Here is a 20,024-nt window from a genome sequence, read left to right on the forward strand (position 1 = left end):
GGAGGGTGGCGTGGCGGGGCGGCTGACGTCCCGGAAACACGTCGCACGGTAGTCTCAAACCCGATATGAGCATCGAACAGTCCTCCCCGAACCCGTCCGCCCCGAAGCCCCGCGTCGCGCTGGTGTTCGGCGGACGCAGCTCCGAGCACGCCATCTCGGTCTCCACCGCGGGCAGTGTGCTCAGGGCTATCGACCGCGACAAGTACGACGTGCTGCCGATCGGCATCACGCACGAGGGCCGCTGGGCGCTGACCAGCGACGAGCCGGCCCGGATGGCCATCACCGACGGCAAGCTGCCGGACGTGGCGCACGTCGCCGAGTCCGTCGACGCGCAGGTCGCGCTGCCCGTCGCCCCGGGCAGCCGGGAGGTGCTGCTGAGCGAGCCGGGCAGCGCCCCCAAGGTGCTCGGCGAGGTCGACGTGGTGTTCCCGCTGCTGCACGGCCCGTGGGGCGAGGACGGCACCCTGCAGGGCCTGCTGGAGCTCTCCGGCGTCCCCTACGTCGGCAACGGCGTGCTGGCCAGCGCGGTCGGCATGGACAAGGAGTTCGCCAAGCGGGTCCTGGCCTCGCACGGCCTGGGCGTCGGCCGGTACACCATCGTGCGGCCGCGCGAGTGGGAGAGCGAGGCGGGTCGCGCGGCGGTGCGCGAGCGGGTCGCCGAGCTCGGCCTGCCGGTGTTCGTGAAGCCCTGCCGGGCCGGCTCCAGCATCGGCATCACCAAGGTCAAGGACGCCGCCGACCTCGACGCCGCGATCGAGGAGGCCCGCCGGCACGACCCCAAGCTGATCATCGAGGCGGGCGTGACCGGCCGCGAGATCGAGTGCGGCGTGCTGGAGTTCGAGGACGGCCCGCGGGCCAGCGTGGCCGGTGAGGTCCTGGTCGGCGAAGGCTTCGACTTCTACGACTTCGAGGCCAAGTACATCGACTCCTCCGACGTGCGGATCCCCGCGGAGCTCTCCGACGAGGAGCTGGCCGAGATCCGGCGCCAGGCGGTCGAGGCCTTCGAGGCGCTCGGCTGCGAGGGCCTGGCCCGGGTGGACTTCTTCCTGCTGGAGGACGGCACCTGGATGATCAACGAGATCAACACCATGCCCGGATTCACCCCGATCTCGGCCTTCCCGAAGATGTGGGAGGCCAGCGGGGTCTCGTACCCGGAGCTGATCGACCGGCTGCTGCAGACGGCGCTGCGCCGCTCGACCGGGCTGCGCTAGCGGGTCCGTACGGCGGAGGGCGGGCCGGGAAACCCCCGGCCCGCCCTCGGTACGTCGGCACCGGCCGGCACCGCCCGGCTCAGCCGGGGATGTTGGCCTTGACCAGCGGGGTGAGTGCCGCGGCCGGGTCCAGCGGGCTGCTGTAGACCCCGGGCGGGGAGATCACCTCGACGTAGGCCGCGCGCATGGTCGCGACGAGCCGGTAGCTCCCGTCGTCCCGCTTCTGCGACCACCAGGTGAGGTCGTCGACGGTCGGCGACAGGTCCTTGGCGTGCGGTCCGTCCAACTCCTCGGGCCGGTCGATGCCGCAGCGCATGACCGTCCGGGGCGAGCTGTCCCAGACGGCCACGTACGGCGAGCCGGGCGACGGGTCCTTGCGGGCGTGCCCGAGCAGCACCTGCGGCAGCGCGGCGGCCAGGGCCCGGCAGTAGTCGGCGGCCCTGCCGCTCGGCTGCGGGGCCTCGGTGTCCCCGTCCCCCGAACCCCAGCTGCCGACCAGCACGACGACCGCGCAGGTCAGCGCGACGGGCAGGGCCAGCCAGCGGATCGGCGCCGGCACGGCGGTCAGCGCCTTGGGGACACGGGTTTCTCTGGCCACCCGCCGATGGTAGCCGGGGCCTACAGGTGGACCACCGGACAGGTGAGGGTACGGGTGATGCCCTCGACCTTCTGGACCTGGGCCACGACCATGCGGCCCAGCTCGTCCACCGTCTCGGCCTCGGCCTTGACGATCACGTCGTAGGGGCCGGTGACGTCCTCGGCGGCGAGCACGCCGGGGATCTTGGTGATCAGCTCGGCCACCGCGGTGGCCTTTCCTACTTCGGTCTGGATCAGGATGTATGCCTGTACCACGAGGACCTCCCGGCGGCCGGTTACGGGGATCGCCGCCGTGATCGCCCGGGTCAGGCGTCGGGGTGGAACGGGCTCACCGGCAGCCTGATCACCACGCTACCGCGCGGTGGGCCGGGGAGGGGAGACCTCCGCACCCCCGAAGGGCGTACGCTGCGCGCGGGGGAGCGGGACGGGGACCGCAGCGCTATCCGGATTGAAAGGCGAGAGGACGGCAGATGCAGGGGACCGTGGGCGAGCTCGGCGAGTTCGGACTCATCAGGGAGCTGACCGCCCGGGTACCGCTCACCGACGCGGTCGACCTCGGCCCGGGTGACGACGCCGCGGTGGTGCGGGCTCCGGACGGCCGGGTGGTGGCGACCACGGACGTCCTGATCGAGAACCGGCACTTCCGCCGGGACTGGTCCACCGCCTACGACGTGGGCCGCAAGGCCGCCGCCCAGAACCTCGCCGACGTGGCCGCGATGGGGGCGGTGCCGACCGCGATACTGCTCGGCCTGGTCGCCCCCGCCGACCTCCCGACCACCTGGGCCACCGAGTTGATGGACGGACTGCGCGACGAGTGCCAGGTCGCCGGGGCGACGGTGGTCGGCGGCGACGTGGTGCGCGGGGACACCGTCACGCTGGCCATCACGGCGCTCGGGGACCTGCAGGGGCGCGCGCCGGTGACGCGCTCCGGCGCGCAGGTCGGCGACGTGGTCGCGGTGACCGGCTGGCTGGGCTGGTCGGCCGCCGGCCTGACCGTGCTGCAGCGCGGCTTCCGCTCCCCGCGCGCCTTCGTCGAGGCGCACCGCCGGCCCGAACCGCCGTACCACGCGGGCCCGGCCGGGGCCGAGTTGGGCGCGACCTCGATGATCGACGTGAGCGACGGGCTGGTCGCCGACCTCGGCCACGTGGCCCGGGCCAGCGAGGTGGACATCGACCTCAAGGCCGCCGACTTCGACGTCCCGGCGCAGATGGCCGACATCGGCCAGGCGGTCGGGGTCGACCCGCTGGTCTGGGTGCTCTCCGGCGGCGAGGACCACGCGATCGTGGCGACCTTCCCGCGCGGAGTCCAACTCCCGGCCCGCTGGCGGGTGGTGGGCGAGGTCACCGGCCGCCCGACGGGCAGCCGCAGCGGCCGGGTGACGGTGGACGGCGCCCCCTGGGACCGGGTCGGCGGCTGGGACCACTTCGCCGAATGAGGCGGGCGGTGACTCGCCCGCTCGCCTCCGGGGCGCTCCGGCCCGGTGCCGACGGTCGGCGCTCCCTCGCTCGTGCCTCGCTCCCTCACGCTCTCCCTTTCGGCACCGGCGCGCCCCTTCGGCTCGGGGCGGGGGCTCGCCCGCTCGCCTCCGGGGCGCTCCGGCCCGGTGCCGACGGTCGGCGCTCCAAGGCCCTCGTCCCTCGGGCCTCCTCGCTTCTCCCTTTCGGCACCGGCGCGCCCCTTCGGCTCGGGGCGGCCTCCGGGTGCTTCGCCGATTGCCTTACGGCGCACGGCGCGTGACGCTCCGGGCGTGCGGCGGACGGGCTTCGCGGGTGCGTTTTGCGTAGGCTTGCGGCATCGGAGTCCGCCCGCCCGTCCGGCGCGGGCGGACCGAACCACTGCGAGCGGGAGCACACCTGACATGCGCATCGGTGTACTGACCAGCGGCGGCGACTGCCCCGGCCTCAACGCGGTGATCCGCTCGGTGGTGCACCGGGGCACGGACGTCCACGGCGACGAGATCGTCGGCATCGAGGACGGCTTCCTCGGCCTGATCGAGGGCCGCACCCGGACGGTCTCGCACGACGACGTCACCGGCCTGCTCACCCTCGGCGGCACCATCCTGGGCTCGGCCCGGGTGCGGCGCGACCGGATCGCCTGGGCGGTGGAGAACGCGAAGGTGCTGGCCCGGGACATCGGCATCGACGCGCTGATCGCGATCGGCGGCGAGGGGACGCTGACCGCCGCCAAGCTGTTCAGCGAGGCCGGACTGCCGGTGGTCGGGGTGCCGAAGACCATCGACAACGACATCGACGCCACCGACGTCACCTTCGGCTTCGACACCGCGGTGCACGTCGCGACCGAGGCGATCGACCGGCTGAAGACCACCGCAGAATCCCACCAGCGGGTCATGGTCGTCGAGTTGATGGGCCGTCACACCGGCTGGATCACCCTGACCGCGGGCATGGCCGGCGGCGCGCACGGCATCCTGATCCCGGAGAAGCCCTTCGACATCGAGGCGGTGGCCCGGATAATCGAGGACCGCTTCGCGCGCGGCAAGAAGTTCGCCATCATCGCCGTCGCGGAGGGCGCCACCCCGGTGCCCGGCACCATGCGCTTCGACCACGGCGAGGTCGACCAGTACGGCCACCGGACCTTCGGCGGGATCGGCAACCGGCTCGCCCACGAGCTGGAGGACCTGCTCGGCAAGGAGGCCCGCCCGGTCATCCTCGGCCACACCCAGCGCGGCGGCACCCCGACCGCCCGGGACCGGGTGCTCGCCACCCGCTTCGGCTGGCACGCGGTGGAGGCCGTCCACCGGGGCGCCTTCGGGCACTTCACCGCGCTGCGCCGGACCGGGATCGAGCTGGTGCCGATCGGTGACGCGGTGACCCGGCTGAAGACGGTGCCGGAGGACCGCTGGGCGGAATCCGAGGCCGTGCTGTGAACCGCCGGGGGTAGGTTGACCTCATGGTTTCGACTGCTCCTCCCCGCGTGCTCACCGTCGCCGGCTCCGACTCCGGCGGCGGCGCCGGCATCCAGGCCGACCTCAAGGCGATGCTCGCCCTCGGCGTCCACGGCATGAGCGTGATCACCGCCGTCACCGCGCAGAACTCGCTCGGCGTCCAGGGCTACTGGGAACTGCCCGCCGAAGCCGTCCGGGCGCAGTTCCGCAGCGTGGTGGACGACATCGGGGTGCAGGTCGTGAAGACCGGCATGCTCGCCTCGGTCGAACTGGTCGAGACCGTCTCCGAGCTGCTCGCCGGGGTGGCCGCCCCGGTGGTGGTCGACCCGGTCGGCGTCTCCAAGCACGGGGACGCGCTGCTGGCCGCCGAGGCCGTCGCCACCGTCCGCGAACGGCTGCTGCCGGTCGCCACCCTGGCCACCCCCAACCTGCACGAGGTGACGCAGCTCACCGGCCGCACCGTCGAGCACGAGGGGCAGATGCTGGACGCCGCCAAGGCGCTGCTCGACCTCGGGCCGCGCTGGGTGCTGGTCAAGGGCGGCCACCTGGAGGGCGAGGCCGCCGACCTGCTGTACGGCGGGCCGGGGGAGGAGCACTGGTACCGTGCGCCGCGCTACGACAACCGGCACACCCACGGCACCGGCTGCACCCTGGCCAGCTCGATCGCGGCCGGGCTGGCCAAGGGCGAGTCGCTGCCGGAGGCGGTGGGCTCGGCCAAGGAGTACATCACCGGCGCGATCGCCGGGGGCTTCGCCCTGGGCGCCGGGATCGGGCCGGTCGACCACGCCTGGCGCTGGCGCTGAGAACGCCCGGAGCCGCGGAGTCAGGACAAAAACACTGGTGGGCGGGTACCCGAAGGTGCCCGCCCACCAGTGATGGTCCGGAATCGACGTCGCCGGTCACGAAAACAGCGAAGCCGGTCCATCCGGGGATGAACCGACTCACTGGAGGACCGGCATGCCGGTCTGCGCGTCAGCGCGAGACCTTACCGGCCTTGATGCACGAGGTGCAGACGTTGAGCCGCTTCGGCGTCCGCCCAATCACAGCGCGCACCGTCTGGATGTTGGGGTTCCAACGACGGGGGGTACGGCGGTGAGAGTGGGAGATGCTGTTGCCGAAGCCCGGCCCCTTGCCGCAGACGTCGCAGTTGGCAGCCACAGGAGTCACTCCAAGACTTCAGATCAGATACTTTCGAAAACCCCGCCCACCCACCGGAGCACTCGCGTGAACCAGACCGGACAAGGGGGTGAGCCTGGACGGTTCCAGGCAACCGGAAGAGCATACAACGCTTGCTTCCGTCCCACGAAACTACCATGACCGGCTGAGTGATCGCTGCGGTCGCCGGGCCGGACGGGCCTCCCCGACCCCCGATAACCTGCCGGTACCACCCCTAGCCGCAGCTTTTGAATGCTGCTGCTCCAGAGGCCATCGCGGCGTCCCATCCGGAGGAGACCTGGTGCTGCACACGCTCGACGCCCCGGCCGTGCGCACCTGGTGCCAGCTCGCCCTGCGCGCGCTCGGCCAGGCGCGCGAGGAGATCGACGCGCTCAACGTCTACCCCGTCCCGGACGGCGACACCGGCACCAACCTCTACCTGACCGTCGAATCCGCCGCCGCCGAGGTGGAGAGCCGCTTCGCCGACCCCGCCGCCGACCCGGCCCCCGGACTGGCCGACGCCGTCCGGGCGATGGCCCGCGGCGCGCTGGTCGGAGCCCGCGGCAACTCCGGGGTGATCCTCGCCCAGTGGCTGCGCGGCACCGCCGAGACGCTGTCCGAGGGCGGCGGCGCCGAACAGCTGCGGGCCGCCCTCCAGCGCGCCGCCGACTCCGCCTACCAGGCGGTCGCCGAGCCCGTCGAGGGCACGCTGCTGACCGTCGCCCGGGTCGCCGCCCGGGAGGCGGCCCGGGCCGGGGACGGGCTCGCGCAGGTCGCCGACACCGCCCACCGGGCCGCCCGGGACGCGCTGCGGCACACCCCCGAGCAGCTCGCCGTCCTGGCCGAGAACGGGGTCGTGGACGCCGGCGGGCGCGGCCTGGTGGCCGTCCTCGGCGCGCTCGCCGACGCCGTCGCCGGGCAGCAGCCGATGGGGCCGGTCGCGCTGCGCGGGGACGTCCGGGTCGCGGAGAGCTGCACGGCGCACGTCCGGCCGCCCGGCCCCGGGCACCCCGCCTTCGAGGTCATCTACCTGCTGGACGCCGAGGACGGGGCGCTGCCCGCGCTGCGCGAGCGGCTCGGCGGGCTCGGCGACTCGCTGGTGATCGGCGGCGGCGACGGCCTGTGGAACGTGCACGTCCACGTGGACGACGCGGGCGCCGCCGTGGAGGCCGGGGTCCGGGCCGGGCGCCCGCACCAGATCCGGATCACGCACTTCGCCGAGGCCGCCGCCCGGGCCGGCAGCGCCACCGAGCGCGGCGAGCGCGCGGAACGGGCCCGCGCGGTGCTCTCGGTGGTCTCCGGCGAGGGCCTGGCCGAGCTCTGCGAGCAGGCCGGCGCCGTCGTCCTGCACGCCGACCCGGACCGCCCGCCGGCCAGCGTCGAACTCGCCGCCGCGGTGCGCCGCTCGGCCGCCCGCGAGGTCGTCCTGCTGCTCAACGACCCCGAGCTGCGCGCCGCCGCCGGGGCCGCCGCCGACCAGCTGCGCGAGGAGGGCGTCCGAATCGCCGTCCTGCCCACCCGCTCACCGGTGCAGGGGCTGGCGGCGCTCGCGGTGCACGAGGGCGGCCGCCGCTTCGACGAGGACGTGGTCGCCATGACCTCCGCGGCCGGGGCCACCCGGTACGCCGAACTGGCCGTCGCCGAGGGGGAGTCCTGGACGATGGCCGGGGTCTGCCAGGCCGGGGACGTGCTCGGGCTGATCGACGGTGACGTCGCGGTCATCGGCACCGGGCTGGCCGAGGTCGGCGAGAGCGTGCTGGACCGGATGCTCGGCGCCGGCGGCGAACTCGTCACCCTGATCCTCGGCGGGGGCACCGACGAGGCGCTCGCCGAACGGCTGGTCGCGCACGTGCGGCACCGGAGGCCCGAGGTGGACGCGGTGGTCTTCCACGGCGGGCAGGAACCGGCACCGCTGCTCATCGGCGTGGAGTAGCCGGTCCTACCCTCGCCCGCCTTCCCTCGCCCGGATTGTCGGTCCGGTGGTGTAAACAAGGCGCTGATGGGCGCTCTCGATGAACCACTGACCAAGCTCGTCGGCGACCGCACCGCGAAGGTGCTCGCCGACAGCCTCAAGCTGCGCACGGTCGGGGACCTGCTGCACCACTACCCGCGCCGCTACGTCGAACGCGGCCAGCTCACCAGCCTGGACGAGCTGGAGATCGACGAGCACGTCACCGTGCTGGCCCGGATCGAGAAGGTCACCCTGATCCCGTTCCGCGGCCGCAAGGGCGACCGCCTGGAGGTCGTCGTCACCGACGGCCGCAGCCGGCTCTCGCTGGTCTTCTTCAACCAGGGCTGGCGGCAGAAGGAGCTCAGGGCGGGCGCCCAGGGCCTGTTCGCCGGCAAGGTCGGCGTCTTCAACCGCACCCGCCAGCTGGTCTCCCCGGACTACCAGCTCCTCGACGAGGACGCCGGCTCGGATGCCGCGCAGCAGTTCGCCGGCCGGCTCATCCCGGTGTACGGCGCCAGCGCGCAGATGCCCAGCTGGAAGCTGTCGATCTGCGTCGAGACCGCGCTCACCAAGCACCTCGGCGATGTCGGCGAGCCGCTGCCCGCCGAACTGCGCGAGCGGCACGACCTGATCCCGCTGCCCGAGGCGCTGGAGCTGATCCACCGCCCCCGTAGCCAGGCCGACCGGGAGCGCGCCCAGAGCCGGCTGCGCTGGGACGAGGCCTTCGTCCTCCAGGTCGCCCTGGCCCAGCGCCGGGCCGCCGACTCGGCGCTGCCCGCCAAGCCGCGCCGGGCCCGCGAGGGCGGCCTGCTGGACGCCTTCGACGCCCGGCTGCCGTTCACCCTCACCGAGGGCCAGCGGAAGGTCTCCGCCGAGATCGCCGCCGACCTGGCGACCGAGCACCCGATGCACCGGCTGCTCCAGGGCGAGGTCGGCTCCGGCAAGACCTTGGTCGCGCTGCGGGCCATGCTCGCCGTGGTGGACGCGGGCGGCCAGGCCGTCCTGCTCGCCCCCACCGAGGTGCTCGCCCAGCAGCACCACCGCTCGATCGTCGAGATGATGGGGGACCTCGCCGAGGGCGGCATGCTCGGCGGCTCGGACCTCGGCACCAAGGTGGTGCTGCTGACCGGCTCGATGGGCGTCGCCGCCCGCCGCCAGGCGCTGCTCGACATGGCCTGCGGGGACGCCGGGCTCGCCATCGGCACCCACGCGCTGATCGAGGACAAGGTGCAGTTCCAGGACCTCGGCCTGGTGGTGGTCGACGAGCAGCACCGCTTCGGCGTCGAGCAGCGGGACGCGCTGCGCGCCAAGGGGGAGCAGCCGCCGCACCTGCTGGTGATGACGGCCACGCCGATCCCGCGCACCGTCGCGATGACCGTCTTCGGGGACCTGGAGACCTCCGTCCTGGACCAGCTGCCGGCCGGCCGCTCGCCGATCTCCAGCCACGTCGTCCCGGCGCTGGAGAAGCCCAACTTCCTCACCCGGGCCTGGGAGCGGGTCCGCGAGGAGGTCGGCAAGGGCCACCAGGCGTACGTGGTCTGCCCCCGGATCGGGGACGAGGAGCCCGCGTCCGACCCGAAGAACGCGAAGAAGAAGCGGAAGGCGCCCGAGGAGGACTTCGAGGAGGTCGCCGACCTCGGCGCGGCGAGCGACGAACGGCGGCCCCCGCTCTCGGTGGTGGAGACCGCCGAGAAGCTGGTGAAGGGCCCGCTGGCCGGCCTGCGGGTGGAGATCCTGCACGGCCGGCTCGCTCCGGAGGCCAAGGACGAGGTGATGCGCCGGTTCGCCGCCGGCGAGGTGGACGTGCTGGTCGCCACCACGGTGATCGAGGTCGGCGTCAACGTCCCCAACTCCACCGTGATGGTCATCATGGACGCCGACCGCTTCGGGGTCTCCCAGCTCCACCAGCTGCGCGGCCGGGTCGGCCGCGGCAGTGCGGCGGGCCTGTGCCTGCTGGTCAGCGAGATGCCCGCGGGCAGCGCGGCCCGCGGCCGGCTGGACGCGGTGGCGGGCACCCTGGACGGCTTCGAGCTGTCCCGGATCGACCTCGAACAGCGCCGCGAGGGCGACGTGCTGGGCCAGGCGCAGTCCGGGGTGAAGTCCTCGCTCAAGGTGCTCTCGGTGCTGGAGGACGAGGAGGTCATCGTGACCGCCCGGGCCGAGGCCACCCGGCTGGTCGCCGAGGATCCGGAACTGGCCGCCCACCCGGACCTGCGCACCGCGCTGGAGAGCCTGCTCGACGCGGACCGCGCCGAGTACCTGGAGAAGGGCTGAGCGGGCCCTCCGGCAGGCCGGATTGTCAGACCCCCGCGAGAGAATGTAGTTGTTCAGGACGCACCCTCAAGGTGCGTACCTGGCACGACACTTGGGGGTCCTGCAATGGCATTCCGTCATCTCAACGAGCTCCCGCTGGGCGACAAGGTCTTCCGGATCGAACTCGCCAGCGACGACGACCGCGAGGTCACCCTCACCCTCACCGGCTGGCGCGAGGGGGCGGCGGCCGCGCCGCTCGCCTCGGGCAAGCTCCGCCTGCCGGTCGAGGACGTCGCCTCGCTGCGGATCGCGCTCAACCGCGCGCTGCGGGCGCTGGCGATCGTCGCCGACGTCTCCGAGCCCATCCCCGACCGCGACGTGCTGCGCGAGCTGTACCCCGGCCACGGCGCCCCCTGGGTGCCGCAGCACGAGGAGGAGCTGGTCCGGCGCTTCCACGACGGTGAGACCGTCGCCCGGATCGCCGCCCGCTTCGGCCGTACCCCCGACTCCGTCCGGACCAAGCTGCGCGAGCTCGGGCACGACCCGCGCCGCCCCGAGTTCTGCCCGCCCGACGGCTGCCTGTCCTGGTCCCGCTACGCCTCGCCGGCCCTGCTCGGCGGGTCCGTCCCGGCCCAGGCGACGGGCTCCGAGGCGAGCTGAGCCGTGACGCCCCGCAGGCCCCGCCGGGCACACCCGGCGGGGCCTGCGACGTCTCCTCGCGCCTCCGGGCTGTGACTCGCCCGCTCGCCTCCGGGGCGCTCCGGCCCGGTGCCGACGGTCGGCGCTCCAAGGCCCTCGTCCCTCGGGCCTCCTCGCTTCTCCCTTTCGGCACCGGCGCGCCCCTTCGGCTCGGGGCGGGATAGCGTGGTCGGGCAGCGACGAAAGGACCTTCCACCACCATGACCCGCGTGATCGCCGGGGCGGCCGGCGGCCGCCGGCTGGCCGTACCGCCCGGCCGGGGCACCCGACCGACCTCCGACAAGGCCCGCGAGGCGATGTTCTCCACCCTGGAGGCGCTGCGCGGCACCCTGCAGGGGGCCCGGATGCTGGACCTGTTCGGCGGATCGGGCGCGGTCGGGCTGGAGGCGCTGTCGCGCGGCGCCGAGCACGTCCTGCTGGTCGAGGCGGACGCCCAGGCGGCCCGGGTGATCCGGGAGAACGTCCGCACGATCGGGCTGCCGGGTGCCGAGGTGCGGGCCGTGAAGGCGGAGAAGGTGGTCGTCGGCCCGCCGCCGCAGAGCCCGTACGACCTGGTGTTCCTGGACCCGCCGTACGTGATGACGGACGAGGAACTGCGCGAGATGCTGATCACACTCCTGGCCGGAGGGTGGCTCGCGGAGGACACACTCGTCACCGTGGAGCGCAGCACGCGTGGCGGCGAGTTCGGCTGGCCCGAGGGTTTCGAGGGGCTGCGCTCCCGCCGCTACGGCGAGGGCACGCTCTGGTACGGTCGCGCCGCCGCCGCGGCCGGTCAACAGGAGTAGCGGGCCGCGGGGCCCGCACGAGCCGTCACCCCACGAGGGAGCACACACGCCATGCGCCGAGCCGTCTGCCCGGGTTCGTTCGACCCGATCACCAACGGTCATCTCGACATCATCGAGCGGGCCTCGAAGCTGTACGACGTGGTGCATGTCGCGGTCGCGATCAACCGGAACAAGCAGGGCATGTTCACCATCGACGAGCGGATCGCCCTGATCGAGGAGACCACCGCCAAGTACGGCAACATCGTGGTCGAGTCGCACCTGGGCCTGCTGGTGGACTTCTGCCGGGAGCGCGGCATCCCGGCGATCGTCAAGGGCCTGCGCGCCGTCAGCGACTTCGACTACGAGCTGCAGATGGCCCAGATGAACCACGGGCTGACCGGCGTCGAGACGCTCTTCCTGCCGACCTCGCCGACGTACAGCTTCCTCTCCTCCACGCTGGTCAAGGAGGTCGCCTCGTACGGGGGCGACGTCTCGCACCTGCTGCCGGAGACGGTGCACCGCCGCCTGGTCGAGCGGATCGCGGAGCGCAAGGCGCAGCAGTAGGGGCGTAAGGCCGGGCGGCGGTCGGCCGGTTGCCGGCCGCTTGTCCTTTTCTGCCGGTTCGTCATGCTTTGCCCGAAGAGTGGGTGGCCGGTTCGGTTCAGGCGTTGTGACCCGGCCCCGGGGTGGCCGTACAGTCTGTATTCCTGCCCTGCGGTGAGGTTCACCGCGCCGGGCCTGCCTCCGCCGGACCGTCGGCGGCACACGGAAAGACGAAGCCCCGTGGACGTGCAGAACAAGGTCGACGAGATCGTCGCGGCGGTCGAGAACGCCCGCTCGATGCCGATGTCGGCCTCCTGCGTGGTGAACCGGTCCGAGCTGATCGGCCTGCTCAACGACCTCAAGGCGGCCCTGCCCGCCGAACTCGCCCAGGCCCAGTCGGTGATGGCCGACCACGAGCAGGTGGTGGCCGGTGCGCAGGCCGAGGCCGACCTGATCATCCAGGGGGCGCACGCCGAGCGCGGCTCGTTGATCTCGGACACCGAGGTGGTCCGCCAGGCCCAGTCCCAGGCGGACCGGATCCTCGCCGAGGCGCGCGCCGAGGTCGAGGCCAAGCGGGCCGAGGCCGACGACTACGTGGACAGCAAGCTCGCCAACTTCGAGGTCGTGCTGACCAAGACGCTCGGCGCGGTCGGCCGCGGCCGCACCAAGCTGCGCGGCGACGCCGGCGTCTTCGAGAGCGAGCACGACGCCGAGACCGACGGCGAGGAGTTCCGGCCGCAGCGGATCAGCCCGAGCCCCGAGGTCGACGAGTACGTCGACGTGAAGCTCGCCACGTTGGAGAACGTGCTCAGCGCGACCCTGGAGGCCGTCGGCAAGGGCCGGGACAAGCTGCTCGGCAAGCGGCCGATCGACGAGCTGGGCGCCTACCTGGCCGCCGCCGACGAGGCCCAGCAGGCCAAGGAGCGGGCCGAGGCGGTGGCCGCGGGCTTCGCCACGGACGCGGACGGCTCGGACATCGCCTGGTACCGCGAGGACGTCCCGCAGCAGCAGACCTGGCCCGAGCAGGCCCCGGCCGCGGCGGACTGGCAGTCCCCCGGGACCGACCAGTACGCGGCGACCGCCCAGCAGCAACCGGGCGGGCAGTACGCGGAGGTGTACGGCGGGGGCTTCGACCCGGCCGGCCAGGGCGACCCGTACAACACCCAGTGGGGCCAGCAGCAGGGCGGCTACCAGCAGCAGGGCTACCCGGCCCAGCAGCAGGACGGCTACGGCTACCAGCAGCCGCAACAGCAGCAGGGCTACGCCGCGCAGCCGTACGACGGCTACAACTACCCGCAGCAGCCCGCCTCCCCGCCGGCCGTGCCGCAACAGCAGCAGGGCCTGGACGAGACCAGCTTCTTCGACACCAGCATGATCGACATGACCAGGCTGCGGGAGCTCGGCGGCCGCTGAGCGGACCGTCGCGGAGTCTCCTGACAGGACCGAAGTTGGGCCTGACGGGAGACTCCGGTAGTCTGACCACTCCGGCATCCCCATGTCCGGTCGTCGGCTTGCCCGCGAGGCGCCGACACAGATGGGGGAGACCCCCTCGATCGTTTCCTATGGAAGTCAGGACACCGTGAACCGCCTCGACCACCGCGACCCCCTCGTGTTCGACACGCACGAGCTCGGTCGTCGCCCGGGTGCGATGCGCAAGGTGTCCCGGACCCTGGAGGCCCCCGAGGGCTTCGGGATCATCGACGTGATCGCCGTCCCGGAGAAGAGCCCGATCGAGCTGGAGCTCCGCCTGGAGTCCGTGGTCGAGGGCGTGCTGGTCACCGGCACCGCCGACGCCCAGGTCGAGGGTGAGTGCGTCCGGTGCCTGGAGCCCGTCGAGTTCGACATCGACGTGGACTTCCAGGAGCTCTACTACTACCCGGAGTCCGACGAGCGCCACCGCGCCCGGACCACCGGGACCGAGGACCTCGACGAGGACTCGGAAGACGAGACTTACCGTCTGGAGGGCGATTTCTTCGACCTCCGGCCGGTGCTGCGTGACGCGGTGGTGCTCGCACTGCCGCTGCAGCCGGTGTGCCAGGAAGACTGCCTGGGCCTGTGCTCCGAATGCGGAGCGCGCCTGAGCGACGACCCGGCGCACCACCACGATGCCGCCGACCCCCGGTGGGCGGCTCTGCAGGGACTCTCCGCCGCCCCCGGCGACGAGGGTGACGGAACCAAGACCAGCGGTACCCGTGAGGGTCTCGCCGAGAACCAGGAGAAGTAGCCGTGGCTGTTCCGAAGCGGAAGATGTCGCGCAGCAACACGCGCCACCGTCGGTCCAACTGGAAGGCCGTCGTCCCGGCCCTCGTGGCGTGCGACCGCTGCCACGAGCCGAAGCTGGGCCACATCGCGTGCCCGAGCTGCGGCACGTACAACCGTCGCCAGGTCCTCTCGGTCTGATCGGCGGGGTGCACGGATCGATGTCGGACGGTAACTCCACCCGCAAGGCGTCCGCCGCCCCGAAGGGTTCTTCTTCTGGCGGTGGCAAGGCCGGCGGGCCGGCTTCGACCGAATACGACGTCCTGGAAGGGCGCCTCGGGTACACGCTCGAGCGCGCCCTTCTGGTGCGTGCCCTGACCCACCGCTCGTACGCGTACGAGAACGGGGGTCTGCCCACCAACGAGCGCCTGGAATTCCTCGGCGACTCGGTGCTGGGCCTGGTGGTGACCGACACCCTCTACCGCGTCCACCCGGACGTCCCGGAGGGCACGCTCGCCAAGCTGCGCGCCGCGGTGGTCAACTCCCGCGCGCTCGCGGACGTCGGCCGCGGCCTGGAGCTCGGCACGTTCATCCGGCTCGGCAAGGGCGAGGAGGGCACCGGCGGCCGCGACAAGTCGTCGATCCTCGCCGACACCGTCGAGGCCGTGATCGGCGCCGTCTACCTGGACCAGGGTCTGGACGCGGCGACCGAGTTCGTCCACCGGCTGTTCGACCCGCTGATCGAGGAATCCTCTCAGCTGGGCGCGGGCCTGGACTGGAAGACCAGCCTGCAGGAGCTCACCGCCTCGGTGGGCATCGGGGTTCCCGAGTACGTGGTCATGGAGTCCGGTCCGGACCACGAGAAGACCTTCACCGCGGCGGCCCGGGTGGCCGGCGAGGACTTCGGCAGCGGCGTCGGCCGCTCGAAGAAGGAAGCCGAGCAGAAGGCCGCCGAGAGCGCCTGGCGCGCGATCAAGGAGAAGTACGCCGACCGGCTGCCCGCGGGCGCCTGATCCGGACGTAGCCTTTCCCCTGCCGATCGGTACCGAAGCACCGATCGGTACCGAAGCACCGATCGGTACCGAAGCAGGAGGCTCCTTCCCGTGCCCGAACTCCCCGAGGTCGAGGTCGTCCGCCGTGGTCTGGCCAACTGGGTCGCCGGGCGGACCGTCGCCGACGTCCAGGTGCTGCACCCGCGCGCGGTGCGCCGCCAGCCCGCCGGCGCGGCCGACTTCACCGCCCGGCTGACCGGCACCACCCTCGGCACCGCGCAACGGCGCGGCAAGTACCTGTGGGTGCCGCTGTCCGGGACCGGGGCGGGCTTCTCGCTGATCGGCCACCTCGGGATGAGCGGCCAGCTCCTCGTCCAGGACCCGGCCGTCCCCGACGAGACGCACCTGCGGGTCCGGCTGCGCTTCGCCGACGGCGGGCGCGAACTGCGCTTCGTCGACCAGCGGACCTTCGGCGGCCTGGCGGTCGAGGAGGCCGAGGAGGGCGACCCGGAGGGCACGCCCGTCTCCATCGCGCACATCGCCCGCGACCCGCTCGACCAGCGCTTCGACGACGGGACCTTCGTCGCCGCGCTGCGGGCCAAGCGCACCACCGTCAAGCGCGCGCTGCTCGACCAGACACTGATCAGCGGCGTCGGCAACATCTACGCCGACGAGGCGCTGTGGCGCGCCAAGCTGCACTACGACCGGCCGACCGCGACGCTCACCCGCCCGCAGGCCGCCGCCCTGCTGGCGCACGCCCGGGACGTGATGACCGCGGCGCTCGCCGTCGGCGGCACCAGCTTCGACAGCCTCTACGTCAACGTGAACGGCGAGAGCGGCTACTTCTCCCGGGACCTCGACGCCTACGGCCGCGAGCACGAGCCCTGCCGCCGCTGCGGCACCGCGATCCGGCGGGCGGCCTGGATGAACCGCTCCAGCTACTTCTGCCCCCGCTGCCAGCGCGTGCCGCGCGACCGCAGCGGGGGCTGAGCCCGCCCCAGGGCCCGGTTTCCGAGCCCTACGGCCGGGTGGCGAGTTCGGGCTGCTCGGCGTCCGTGCCGCCGGGCGAGCCGTGGGTGTCCTGGCCGAAGTAGGCGACGCCGACCGCGGCCACCACGGCGAGCAGGAAGCCGACCACGCCGAGCCAGGCCAGGCCGGCCTTGGAGGAGTCGCCGAGCCAGAGCACGCCGACCGCGCCGGGCAGCACCGTCTCGCCGACCACCAGCGCGGCCGTGGCGCCGTTCACCGAGCCGATCTGCAGCGCCACGGTGTGGATGTACATGCCGCCGAGGCCGCCGACCAGGACCGCGTACAGGGCCGGGTCGGAGAGCAGCGCGCCGAGGTCGAACGGCTCGACGCCGTTGAGGATGCGCACGCCGACGCCCAGGGCGCCGAAGCCGAGACCGGAGAGCAGGCCGGCGACGATCGCGCCGTTCGCTCCCATCCGCCGCACCAGCAGGCTGCCGCCGACCAGCAGCACGGTGATGACGATCAGCAGCCACCAGTGGAAGGACGGGTCGGCGTGGTGGCCACCCTCGGGGCCGGCCGAGACGGCCAGCAGCACCAGCGCCGAGCAGAGCACGCCGATCGAGGCCCACTCCAGCTGCTTGAGCCGGATGCCCAGCAGCTTGATGCTGAGCAGCGCGGTGATCACCAGGTTGGCGCTGATGATGGTCTGGGAGAGGAACAGCGGCAGCAGCCGCGCGGCCAGCGCGCCGAGCCCGAAGCCGATCAGGTCGAGCACCGTGCCGAGGATGAACTCCCAGGTGACGGCGGCCTTCGCGGTCGAGGAGAGGCTCGGCCCGCCGTGCTCGGTGGTGGCGGTGGTGGTGCCCTTGGCGGCCTCCTCCCGGGCGGAACGGCGGGATCCGACGGCCTGCAGGACCGAGCCGGTGCCGTAGCAGGCGGATGCCGCCACGGCGGTGACGAGGCCGATGATCACCGAAGTGCTCCGATCGGGAGTTGGGTCAGGAACGGGCTGGGTCAAGAAAAGACAAAGGGACCGGCGGTCCGGGACCACTATGCCCGTTCGCGCGGTACGGTCGGCACGCCCCCGGGCTGCCCCGGATTCGGGCCGGACCTGCCGGGACGTACGTCCGGGCGCCTTCCGCGGTTCCCGTGCCCCACCCGGGTCAGGGTCGGCCGGGGGAAACATCATCCCCGAGAAGGGGAGCGGACCCGGCGGTCGGCGGGGAGTCCCGCCTCTACCAGTATGCGAAGGGTATGGCGTGCTCCGACGCCGCTCGCGGTAGCGTCGGGGACATGAGAACCCTTGCACGACGTTCCCGGGGCGCCGGGCCACTTGCCCTGGTGGCGGCGCTGCTCGGGCTGCTGCTCCTGCTGGCCCCGGCGGCCTCGGCCGCCGGCGGGCTGAGCAACGCCGCCGCCACCCTGAAGAAGGGGCAGGTCTACGTCGATCCGACGATGCTGAACCGCTTCAGCCAGGACCAGGCGGACGCCCTGACCAAGAAGATCGAGAAGGCCGACAAGCCGATCTTCATCGCGGTCGTCCCCGACGCCGCCAACAAGGACACCGTCCTCACGGACCTTCGCACCCTGGTGGGCATCGACGGCGTCTACGGCGTTTGGCGAGGCACCGGCGGCTTCCTGGCCCACGCAGACCGCGGCGCGATGGGCGTCGGCACCGCGGAGAGGATCGCGGGCGCCGTCGGCCGTGCCGACAAGGGTGACATCAACGCCACCCTGAACGACTTCGTCGACCAGGCCGCCCCGCAGACCAAGGGCCAGGGCGTCAACCACAGCACCTCGATCGCCTGGGTGGTCATCCCGGTCGTGCTGGTGGCCCTGGCCGGTGCCGGCGTCTTCTTCCTCTTCCGCCGCGCCAAGAAGCGCAAGGAGGAGCAGGCCCGGGCCGAGCTGGAGCAGGTGAGCCGGGTGGTGGACGAGGACATCACCGCCTTCGGCGAGGAGCTGGACCGGCTCGACTTCAACCCGGGCGCGGCCGACGCCGACGACGCCCAGCGCACCGACTACACCCACGCCCTGGACTCGTACGAGAAGTCCAAGCGCCTGATGGCGGAGGCCAAGCGGCCGGAGGACGTCAAGCCGGTCACCGAGGCGATCGAGGACGGCCGGTTCGCGCTGGCCACCCTGAGTGCCCGGCGGGACAAGCGCCCGCTGCCCGAGCGCCGGCCCCCGTGCTTCATGGACCCGCGCCACGGCCCGTCCGTCAAGGACGTCGACTGGGCCCCGGCCGGTGGCTCCGCCCGCTCCGTCCCGGTCTGCCAGGCCGACGCGGACCGGGTGGCGGCCGGCCTCGACCCGGCCGTCCGCACCGTGGACACCGAGCACGGCCCGCAGCCGTACTGGAACGCCGGCCCGGCGTACGCCCCGTACGCGGGCGGCTACTACAGCAGCTTCGGCGGCGGCCTCCTGCCGGGCCTGCTGGTCGGCACCATGCTCGGCTCGATGATGAGCACCCCGGCCTACGCGGCGCCCATGATGGACGGCGGCCACCACGGCTACCAGGACCAGTACGAGGGCGGCGACTACACCGGGGCCGACTTCAACGCCGGGGACTTCAGCGGCGGGGGCTGGAGCGGTGGCGGTGACTCCGGCGGCGGCGACTTCGGCGGCGGGGACTGGTAGCCCCGGCCGAACGCCCGACCCCGCGCGGCCCCGTCGGTTCCTCCGGCGGGGCCGCTCCCGTGTCCGGGCACCCCGGTGGGGGAGCGGCTAGGGTCGGGGCATGCACGGTCGCGACGCCCACAGTGAGGAACCGGTCCGGGTCACCGCCTGGGTCCGGGGGAAGGTCCAGCAGGTCGGGTTCCGCTGGTGGACCAGGGCACGGGCGCTGGAGATCGGCTTGACCGGCTACGCGAGCAACCTCGGCGACGGCCGGGTGCAGGTGGTCGCCGAGGGCCTGGCGCCCGACTGCGAGGAGCTGCTGGTCCGGCTGCGCGGCCCCGGGACCCCGGGCAGCGTCAGCGGGGTGACCGAGATCTGGACGGCCGTCGGCCCTGGTTACGAGGGTTTCGAGATCCGCTGAGCCGCTTCCGGACCGCCCCCGCCGGGCCCCCGTGGGCCCCCCGCCAGGCCCACCCCGAAAAGATCCGGAACTGTCGGTGTCACGAGGTTGCCATCCGGGCAGACTCGTGGTTGACTCCGCATCGAACGATGATCCACGAGCACGTGGTGGACCCGTCCCGATGGACCCCCAGGCGTGACCACACCGCCGGGCAGGTGACAGGGGCGCGGTAGCGTGCGGTGATCGTGTTGACCCTTTCCGTCTTTGGTGAGACGCTGGAAACCCGCGCACACGACCGCGTTTATCCGGCAGGCGCATGCCCTCGTGAGCCCAGCTCACGGTGGTTGTGCCGTAGTGCCCAGCCAGCACTTCCGGTGACGCGCCGCGCGTGCGTCCCCCTTCCCCCTAGACCTGTACCGTTCCGGTTCGGTCACTCAGCGTGGAGGACCATTCATCATGGCAAAGGCGCTTCTCGGGTACGTCGGCGGCCCCGACCCGCGAATGCTCTCCGAGATGCGACGGCTTCAGCAGCGCGTCCAGGACCTTGAATCCGAGCTCCTTCGGATGCAGGCCGAGAACGACGCTCTCACCGCTGTCGCTGACGAGCACTCGCTGCTCAACAGCATTGATCTGGATCAGCGGGAGCCGGCTCTCACCTGAGTCCCGCCCGGTCCTCGCAGATCGACGCCGCTGTGCACTGAGCCGCCCCGAAAGGGACGCAGCTTGCAAGGGACGCCCTGATGTGGCGTCCCTTCGTCGTGTCCGACTC

21 protein-coding genes are annotated in these 20,024 nt (G+C 72.8%); 17 read left to right on the forward strand and 4 right to left on the reverse strand.

The features are described 5' to 3' along the window. Positions 1-65: 65 nt before the first annotated feature. The gene (locus IE332_RS32420) at positions 66-1,211 is read left to right on the forward strand and encodes a D-alanine--D-alanine ligase family protein (protein ID WP_189923479.1); all 1,146 of its coding nucleotides are present in this window, start codon (positions 66-68) and stop codon (positions 1,209-1,211) included. Positions 1,212-1,290: 79 nt separating this feature from the next. On the opposite strand, the gene IE332_RS32425 is transcribed toward IE332_RS32420, so the two are convergent. After that, positions 1,291-1,809 carry a DUF3515 family protein gene (locus tag IE332_RS32425; protein ID WP_189923481.1) on the reverse strand — a complete coding sequence of 173 codons (519 nt, stop codon included), beginning with the start codon at positions 1,807-1,809 and terminating at the stop codon, positions 1,291-1,293. A 20-nt stretch (positions 1,810-1,829) separates the two neighbouring features. Then, positions 1,830-2,063, reverse strand: a complete 234-nt coding sequence (locus IE332_RS32430) for an Lrp/AsnC family transcriptional regulator (protein WP_189923483.1) — start codon at positions 2,061-2,063, stop codon at positions 1,830-1,832. A gap of 215 nt (positions 2,064-2,278) precedes the next feature. On the opposite strand from IE332_RS32430, the gene IE332_RS32435 reads away from it, so the two are divergent. From IE332_RS32435 to thiD, 3 genes are all read left to right on the forward strand, one after another. Further along, entirely contained in the window at positions 2,279-3,244 is a 966-nt protein-coding gene (locus IE332_RS32435) for a thiamine-phosphate kinase (RefSeq protein ID WP_189923486.1), read from the forward strand. Between the two features lie 423 nt (positions 3,245-3,667). Next, positions 3,668-4,693 (forward strand): ATP-dependent 6-phosphofructokinase, encoded by a 1,026-nt coding sequence (locus tag IE332_RS32440; RefSeq protein WP_189923488.1) that lies wholly within the window; start codon positions 3,668-3,670, stop codon positions 4,691-4,693. A gap of 23 nt (positions 4,694-4,716) precedes the next feature. Continuing rightward, positions 4,717-5,514: a bifunctional hydroxymethylpyrimidine kinase/phosphomethylpyrimidine kinase gene (gene thiD / locus IE332_RS32445; protein WP_189923490.1), complete on the forward strand. Its 798-nt coding sequence runs from the start codon at positions 4,717-4,719 to the stop codon at positions 5,512-5,514. Positions 5,515-5,683: 169 nt separating this feature from the next. Here thiD and rpmB read toward each other — a convergent pair whose 3' ends face one another. Continuing rightward, complete coding sequence (gene rpmB, locus IE332_RS32450; protein WP_014138233.1) at positions 5,684-5,869, reverse strand: 50S ribosomal protein L28; 186 nt, start codon at positions 5,867-5,869, stop codon at positions 5,684-5,686. A gap of 298 nt (positions 5,870-6,167) precedes the next feature. Between rpmB and fakA the strand changes: the two genes are divergently transcribed. The 10 genes from fakA (at position 6,168) to mutM (ending at position 16,257) form a co-directional block, all read left to right on the forward strand. Continuing rightward, positions 6,168-7,799: a DAK2 domain-containing protein gene (fakA, locus tag IE332_RS32455; RefSeq protein WP_189923492.1), complete on the forward strand. Its 1,632-nt coding sequence runs from the start codon at positions 6,168-6,170 to the stop codon at positions 7,797-7,799. Between the two features lie 66 nt (positions 7,800-7,865). Then, positions 7,866-10,091: an ATP-dependent DNA helicase RecG gene (gene recG / locus IE332_RS32460; RefSeq protein WP_189923494.1), complete on the forward strand. Its 2,226-nt coding sequence runs from the start codon at positions 7,866-7,868 to the stop codon at positions 10,089-10,091. 105 nt (positions 10,092-10,196) lie between these two features. Further along, positions 10,197-10,730, forward strand: a complete 534-nt coding sequence (locus IE332_RS32465) for a hypothetical protein (RefSeq protein ID WP_189923496.1) — start codon at positions 10,197-10,199, stop codon at positions 10,728-10,730. 239 nt (positions 10,731-10,969) lie between these two features. Continuing rightward, entirely contained in the window at positions 10,970-11,554 is a 585-nt protein-coding gene (gene rsmD / locus IE332_RS32470; protein WP_189923498.1) for a 16S rRNA (guanine(966)-N(2))-methyltransferase RsmD, read from the forward strand. A 51-nt stretch (positions 11,555-11,605) separates the two neighbouring features. Continuing rightward, entirely contained in the window at positions 11,606-12,097 is a 492-nt protein-coding gene (gene coaD / locus IE332_RS32475) for a pantetheine-phosphate adenylyltransferase (RefSeq protein ID WP_189923500.1), read from the forward strand. Between the two features lie 219 nt (positions 12,098-12,316). Continuing rightward, entirely contained in the window at positions 12,317-13,489 is a 1,173-nt protein-coding gene (locus IE332_RS32480; protein WP_189923502.1) for a F0F1 ATP synthase subunit B, read from the forward strand. 166 nt (positions 13,490-13,655) lie between these two features. After that, complete coding sequence (locus IE332_RS32485) at positions 13,656-14,300, forward strand: YceD family protein (protein WP_373313896.1); 645 nt, start codon at positions 13,656-13,658, stop codon at positions 14,298-14,300. A gap of 2 nt (positions 14,301-14,302) precedes the next feature. Then, positions 14,303-14,476, forward strand: a complete 174-nt coding sequence (gene rpmF / locus IE332_RS32490; RefSeq protein ID WP_030056747.1) for a 50S ribosomal protein L32 — start codon at positions 14,303-14,305, stop codon at positions 14,474-14,476. A gap of 20 nt (positions 14,477-14,496) precedes the next feature. Continuing rightward, positions 14,497-15,288 carry a ribonuclease III gene (rnc, locus tag IE332_RS32495; protein ID WP_189923506.1) on the forward strand — a complete coding sequence of 264 codons (792 nt, stop codon included), beginning with the start codon at positions 14,497-14,499 and terminating at the stop codon, positions 15,286-15,288. Positions 15,289-15,378: 90 nt separating this feature from the next. Next, the gene (gene mutM, locus IE332_RS32500) at positions 15,379-16,257 is read left to right on the forward strand and encodes a bifunctional DNA-formamidopyrimidine glycosylase/DNA-(apurinic or apyrimidinic site) lyase (protein WP_189923508.1); all 879 of its coding nucleotides are present in this window, start codon (positions 15,379-15,381) and stop codon (positions 16,255-16,257) included. 28 nt (positions 16,258-16,285) lie between these two features. On the opposite strand, the gene IE332_RS32505 is transcribed toward mutM, so the two are convergent. Further along, positions 16,286-17,209 carry a DMT family protein gene (locus IE332_RS32505; protein WP_189923510.1) on the reverse strand — a complete coding sequence of 308 codons (924 nt, stop codon included), beginning with the start codon at positions 17,207-17,209 and terminating at the stop codon, positions 16,286-16,288. A 320-nt stretch (positions 17,210-17,529) separates the two neighbouring features. Here IE332_RS32505 and IE332_RS32510 point away from each other — a divergent pair, with 320 nt between their 5' ends. From IE332_RS32510 to IE332_RS32520, 3 genes are all read left to right on the forward strand, one after another. After that, positions 17,530-18,876 carry a hypothetical protein gene (locus tag IE332_RS32510; RefSeq protein ID WP_189923512.1) on the forward strand — a complete coding sequence of 449 codons (1,347 nt, stop codon included), beginning with the start codon at positions 17,530-17,532 and terminating at the stop codon, positions 18,874-18,876. Between the two features lie 100 nt (positions 18,877-18,976). Further along, on the forward strand, positions 18,977-19,276 hold the full coding sequence (locus tag IE332_RS32515; protein WP_189923514.1) for an acylphosphatase: 300 nt from the start codon (positions 18,977-18,979) through the stop codon (positions 19,274-19,276). Positions 19,277-19,711: 435 nt separating this feature from the next. Then, positions 19,712-19,915 carry a hypothetical protein gene (locus IE332_RS32520; RefSeq protein ID WP_030243474.1) on the forward strand — a complete coding sequence of 68 codons (204 nt, stop codon included), beginning with the start codon at positions 19,712-19,714 and terminating at the stop codon, positions 19,913-19,915. The last annotated feature ends 109 nt before the right edge of the window (positions 19,916-20,024 follow it).

It is taken from the genome of Kitasatospora xanthocidica (assembly GCF_014656195.1).
Taxonomy (GTDB): Bacteria; Actinomycetota; Actinomycetes; order Streptomycetales; family Streptomycetaceae; genus Kitasatospora; species Kitasatospora xanthocidica.

Coding starts and splice junctions, on each gene's coding strand:
- IE332_RS32420 (WP_189923479.1), top strand. CDS start 66: ATGAGCATCGAACAGTCCTCCCCGAACCCGTCCGCCCCGAAGCCCCGC.
- IE332_RS32435 (WP_189923486.1), top strand. CDS start 2,279: ATGCAGGGGACCGTGGGCGAGCTCGGCGAGTTCGGACTCATCAGGGAG.
- IE332_RS32440 (WP_189923488.1), top strand. CDS start 3,668: ATGCGCATCGGTGTACTGACCAGCGGCGGCGACTGCCCCGGCCTCAAC.
- thiD (WP_189923490.1), top strand. CDS start 4,717: ATGGTTTCGACTGCTCCTCCCCGCGTGCTCACCGTCGCCGGCTCCGAC.
- recG (WP_189923494.1), top strand. CDS start 7,866: ATGGGCGCTCTCGATGAACCACTGACCAAGCTCGTCGGCGACCGCACC.
- IE332_RS32465 (WP_189923496.1), top strand. CDS start 10,197: ATGGCATTCCGTCATCTCAACGAGCTCCCGCTGGGCGACAAGGTCTTC.
- rsmD (WP_189923498.1), top strand. CDS start 10,970: ATGACCCGCGTGATCGCCGGGGCGGCCGGCGGCCGCCGGCTGGCCGTA.
- coaD (WP_189923500.1), top strand. CDS start 11,606: ATGCGCCGAGCCGTCTGCCCGGGTTCGTTCGACCCGATCACCAACGGT.
- rnc (WP_189923506.1), top strand. CDS start 14,497: ATGTCGGACGGTAACTCCACCCGCAAGGCGTCCGCCGCCCCGAAGGGT.
- IE332_RS32510 (WP_189923512.1), top strand. CDS start 17,530: ATGAGAACCCTTGCACGACGTTCCCGGGGCGCCGGGCCACTTGCCCTG.
- IE332_RS32515 (WP_189923514.1), top strand. CDS start 18,977: ATGCACGGTCGCGACGCCCACAGTGAGGAACCGGTCCGGGTCACCGCC.
- IE332_RS32520 (WP_030243474.1), top strand. CDS start 19,712: ATGGCAAAGGCGCTTCTCGGGTACGTCGGCGGCCCCGACCCGCGAATG.